The following is a 4,539-nucleotide window of genomic DNA, read 5'->3' on the forward strand; positions in this document are numbered from 1 at the left end:
ACCGTGGCCCATGCCGAACTTCTCCTTCAGGAAGGCGACCTGGTCCATGTGCTTCAGATCAGACACGGCCTCCAGCTCGGCCATCCAATGGCTGATCGGCTGGCCGTACTTCTTCTCGATCGACGGGAAGTATGAGGCCGGTCCTGTCACCTTCTCCTCGGGCATGCCGTGATTATTGCACCCGCCCGGCGGGAAGGCTCGCTGTCCTCAGCGCGTCCTCGGCGGCACCGGCACCGGACGGCTCGGCCATCCGCAGAGCAGGAGCACGACAGCGTTGGCGGTGATCAGGGCCGTCCTGACCCAGTGGGTGCGCAGGATCAGGCGAAGGTGGGGCTCTCGGCTCCCAGAGGATCCCGGGCGAGTTGGGCCTGCCGGCGCCCCCAGAACACGGCAGTGAGAGCCAAGGACAGCACCTGGCATCCCAATGATCCCCCGACGCCCCATGCAGGGGAGTCCCGCGGGTGGAACCAGACCAAGACCACGGCGAGGCCGAGCCCGAGGCCTACCGGGATGAAGACCCAGTACGGCAGTTTGCGCCAGTGCGCGTCCTGGACTCTCCGGAAGCGATCGCCCATGAGGGGCCAGGACCTGAAGATGTCCACCTCGTGCCCGCCCAGATCGTGCCGAAGTTGTACCCGCCCACCAGTAGGCTCGCCAAGAGCAGTACGTTCACGGCTGTCCCTTCTCGGCCCTTCGCCGGGCCCGCCCATGGTCCACTCTGCCAGCGTCTCCCGGGCGATGCCCTGGCGGCCAAGCGCTCGCACCGTAAGGCTGCCCTCCTGGTCGCCGACTCGCGGGCCCCAGCGCTGACGGACGCTAGTCCGAGGTGGCTCTGCGTTCGGCGGTGAGGTCATCGGTCAGGTCCTTGATCTGGTGGCTGAGCGCCTCGGCCTGCCGTGTCAGGAAGCGGTTCTGCTCGGTGAGCTGTTCGATCATCCGCTTCTGCGCGACGGCCGAGTCGTGCTGAGGTCGGGCGTCCGCCGCGCTGACCTTGTCGCCGAGGCAGCGCTGGTGCCTTGCCTGGAGTTCTGCGAGCTCCTGCCGGAGCCGCCGGATGGACTGGTTCGCCATGGCCAGCTCCGCGGTCAGCGCGGCGCGCCCGGGCGCCCCATGGATCGGCTGCCGCTGCCGTGGGATCCGGGCGTCTGCTTGGGTCTGGCGGGCGGCTTCGAGCTGGTGGAGGAGGCTCTCGTGGGAGTAGATGAAGTTGCGGCTGACGCCGACCGCATGCGCGATGGCGCTGACGGTGACGAGCGTGCCGTCGAGGAGGAACCGGTTGATGGCAGAGGCAGTCGCGGCCCGTTTCGTGTCGCTGTCCTGGCGCCGGGCGGAGGCCATCGGCCCGGTGTTCCTCCTCGTTGTCACGGGGCTCCCTTGGCTCTGAGGGGCAGCTGCCGGCCCGGGGCAGCGGCGAGCCTGGCCGAGCGAAGCACTTCGGACGCGGACTGGATGGCCTGCTGTTCGGCTTCGGGAAGCAGTGCCACGTCGGTGCGCATGCGGTCGACGATCCGCTGGAAGTCGGCGACCTGGCCTTCGAAGTTCGCGACGGCGTGCGGCGGGGCGCCCAGGCGGCGGGCCTGGGCGGCGTTGGTCTTGAGCTCCACGAGGTGTCTTTCGATGTCCGGGAGGTAGGACGGGTCGGGGCGGTAGAAGGTGCAGCCGGCGCACTGGAAGCGGATGGGGCAGGCGTCGCCGCCGGCCTTGACGTTCGACGGCTCGGTGCATCCTCCGTAGGGGACGGCGACCGAGGCCAGCGCACGGCGCCCGGCGGAGAGCCCGACCCTCTCCCCGTTGCGGTCGTAAGTCAGCGGGGCCAGCAGGTCGGCGGCGGCGCGCTTTCGGGCGTCGTTGACCTCGTAGTACCCCATCGTGGTGCGCACGTCCTCGTGGTCGAGCAGGTCCCGCAGCTCGTCCGGTGCCGTGCCGTTGTCGACATGGCGCTGGGCGTAAGAATGACGGAAATCGTGGGGGCGGACGCGGGCGAAGTCGAACGGAATCGGTGCGCCGTGCAGGTCCTTGACGGGGCCCTGGAGGGGCGGCACGTCACGGAGGAGCCGTCGGAGTGCGGCGCGGAGCACCGCGTAGGTCGCGGGAAGCCCGGTCCGGGACTTCATCGGGCTGGGGAAGAGCCATCGCGGCCCTGGCCCGCTGCCGCCGCTGGTGCCAGTCCAGGCCGTGATGGCGTCGGCTGTCTCCTGGCCTATGGGGAGCCTGAGCTGGAGCCGTCCGGCCTTGTGGTTGTCGTAGAGCAGGATCCAGTCTCCGTGGCGGTCCCGTTTGAGGCAGTCCCGTCGCAGGCTGACGACTTCGCTGGGGCGCCGTCCGGTGTCGATGAGGACGGCGAGCATGGCGATGGCCATGTCCCTGTTCGGGTACTGGCCGAGCGCTTGGAGGTTGTTGCGCAGGTGGGCGACCGCGGCGACCGGGATCGCCCGGCCCGGGCTGTGGGCCTCGCGGAACGTGCGGGCATGGGTCGGGGGCCGGTGCAGGCGGGGGTTGTAGCTGAAGGAGCGGGGGACCGCGTCCCAGACCGTGCTCCGGTGCCCGGTCTCGAGGATCTGTCGCCAGATGCGGAAGACGCCCTTGGCCCCGCCATAGTTGGGCCATCGCCGGTTCATCGCCCCGATGACCGCGCTCATCTGCGCTGGGCCGAGGGAGCGCGGATCCTCGCCCCTGTCGGGCCCCCGGATCAGCGTCTGGGCGGCGAGGACCGCGACGCGGTAGCCGATCCGAGCATCCTCACGGCGCGGGAGGGTCGTCAGGAGCCAGTTCCGGTAGCCCTCGCGCAGCCAGGGCTGGACGATCCGGCCGAGGTCCAGCGGAGGCATCCGGAATGCCTCATTCCCTGCAGGCACTGCGCCGCGGAGGTTCAGGTCTTCCAGGTGGATCAGGTTCTCGGTGTGGGGGTCGTACCCAGCGTGGGAGCGTTCTTCCCGTTCGAGGACTTCGAGGATGAAGCGCTGGACGGAGCGGCTGTTCTGGTTGGGCCTGTTGTCGGGGTGGGCGATGGTCTCGGCCAGGGACGCGGTCTTCCACCTGATGGCCTTGTTGATCAGGTCCCGGTACGCGTCCACCTGCACGGGGCCGCGTTTGAGGAACAGGTGGGCTTGGATGGCGTATCGCAGTTCGGCCTGCAGGCGCGGGCCCACCCGCCCGATCCGGAGGATGACCCGGGGTTCGGACGGATCCGCCAGCCACTCGCGGGTGCCCTGTTCGTCGACGACCTCGCCGCGCTGGCGCTTGCTGCGCAGCCGGTAGGCGTGGTTCGCGCACGGCGGCGGGCTGCCGCCGAGGTTTTCGGCGCTGACGGGACAGCCTTTCGCCGCGCAGGGTACGAACGGCTTCGGCTTGGATGAGGTCGAGGCGAGCCAGGCCCGCACGTCGTCGTGCTTCACGCTCGCTTTGAACAGCGCGGCGTGGGTGAGGCAGAGCCCGTGGGCGCGCTGGTTCCGGCCGCACCGGATACCGTCGCGGACGAGGAGGCAGTCCCGTTGGGAGTAGGCGCCGGACCCCTTGGCCGGCGTGCCTCGGTCCACGTCCGTGGCGCTGATGGCGCCTTGCCTTGACTGGATGCAGCGTTCGCACATCCTGCGCTGTTCGATCACGGACCCGCAGCCGGCCCCCGAGCAGGTGACGACGCCGAACCTGCCGGTGTCCGGCAGGGGTGTGAGGTTTCCCGTCCGCGGGTCCCACTCCCCGGGCAGCCAGTCCGGGGGCATCTGGTCCTCGAGGAAGCCGATCCAGTCCCTCGGATCCGGGCCGGTGCGGGGCCGCAGAGAGGCGACCCGGGCGGCGCCGACGGCAGTCGAGGCATTCACTCGGACTGGTCCGCAACGCCAGCCAGTGAGGCGTTGCCGACCGCGGCCCGCAGGTCCTCTTCCCGGGTGTGGGTGTAGACGCTGGTCGACTCCAGTGAGGCGTGGCCGAGCAGCGCCCTGACCGTGTCCAGGTCCAGGCGCGGGGTGTCGATGCCCCGCAGCCACATCGTGGCGCGGGTGTGGCGGAGCATGTGTGGGCGCACCCGGGTCTCCACCGCGGTGGAGACCCGCTCGAAAAGGTCTCGGACACCTGCGTATGTCAGGGCCGCCCCACGGTTGCGGCGGTAGAGATTGACGAAGACATGCGGATTGCCCTCCGTGCCGAGGACGTCGTGGCGCTCGAGGAGGTAGTCCTCGTAGGAGAAGACGACCCGGTCGGGAACGGGGACCCACCGGTGGCCGCTCTTCGCCCTGGCCCCGTTGAGTACATCGTTCTCACGGACGTGGACGTGGGGTCCGCGCACGGGACAGCCCAGGGCCGAGCTCTCGGCCAGGAGATGAAGGTCCTGCCGGAAAAGCGCCAAGGCCTCCCCGACGCGCAGCCCGGTGAAGAACAGCAGGTCGACCAGGAACCTGTCGCGGGAGGGCAGGCCGAGCGCCAACAGCTTCACCCTGTCGTGCTCGGATTCGATCCATTCGAGCGGTTCCTCTTCTTCCCGGCGTTTGACCTGCAGCTCGGGAACCTTCACCTGCCGGATACGTCCCTGCTCGCCGCCATAGA

The 4,539-nt window shown here is 69.6% G+C and carries 5 protein-coding genes; all 5 read right to left on the minus strand.

All coding sequences use genetic code 11. The annotated features are described in order from the left end of the window. The coding region (locus tag LK10_RS21205) for a DUF4287 domain-containing protein (RefSeq protein ID WP_081998309.1) at positions 1-165 on the minus strand (165 nt) is incomplete at its 3' end. Between the two features lie 152 nt (positions 166-317). Continuing rightward, entirely contained in the window at positions 318-854 is a 537-nt protein-coding gene (locus tag LK10_RS05905) for a hypothetical protein (protein ID WP_156144054.1), read from the minus strand. Next, positions 817-1,338: a DUF6262 family protein gene (locus tag LK10_RS05910; RefSeq protein WP_043121092.1), complete on the minus strand. Its 522-nt coding sequence runs from the start codon at positions 1,336-1,338 to the stop codon at positions 817-819. Before LK10_RS05910 ends, LK10_RS05905 begins: the two co-directional genes overlap by 38 nt. Before the next feature lie 23 nt (positions 1,339-1,361). After that, positions 1,362-3,818, minus strand: coding sequence for a tyrosine-type recombinase/integrase (locus LK10_RS05915; RefSeq protein ID WP_043121093.1), 2,457 nt, complete (start codon positions 3,816-3,818; stop codon positions 1,362-1,364). Next, on the minus strand, positions 3,815-4,539 hold a 725-nt coding region (locus LK10_RS05920), incomplete at its 5' end, for a tyrosine-type recombinase/integrase (protein WP_043121095.1). The genes LK10_RS05920 and LK10_RS05915, both read right to left, overlap by 4 nt.

Source organism: Sinomonas humi, from assembly GCF_000802235.1.
Lineage (GTDB): Bacteria > Actinomycetota > Actinomycetes > Actinomycetales > Micrococcaceae > Sinomonas > Sinomonas humi.

Coding starts and splice junctions, on each gene's coding strand:
- LK10_RS05905 (WP_156144054.1), bottom strand. CDS start 854: ATGACCTCACCGCCGAACGCAGAGCCACCTCGGACTAGCGTCCGTCAG.
- LK10_RS05910 (WP_043121092.1), bottom strand. CDS start 1,338: ATGGCCTCCGCCCGGCGCCAGGACAGCGACACGAAACGGGCCGCGACT.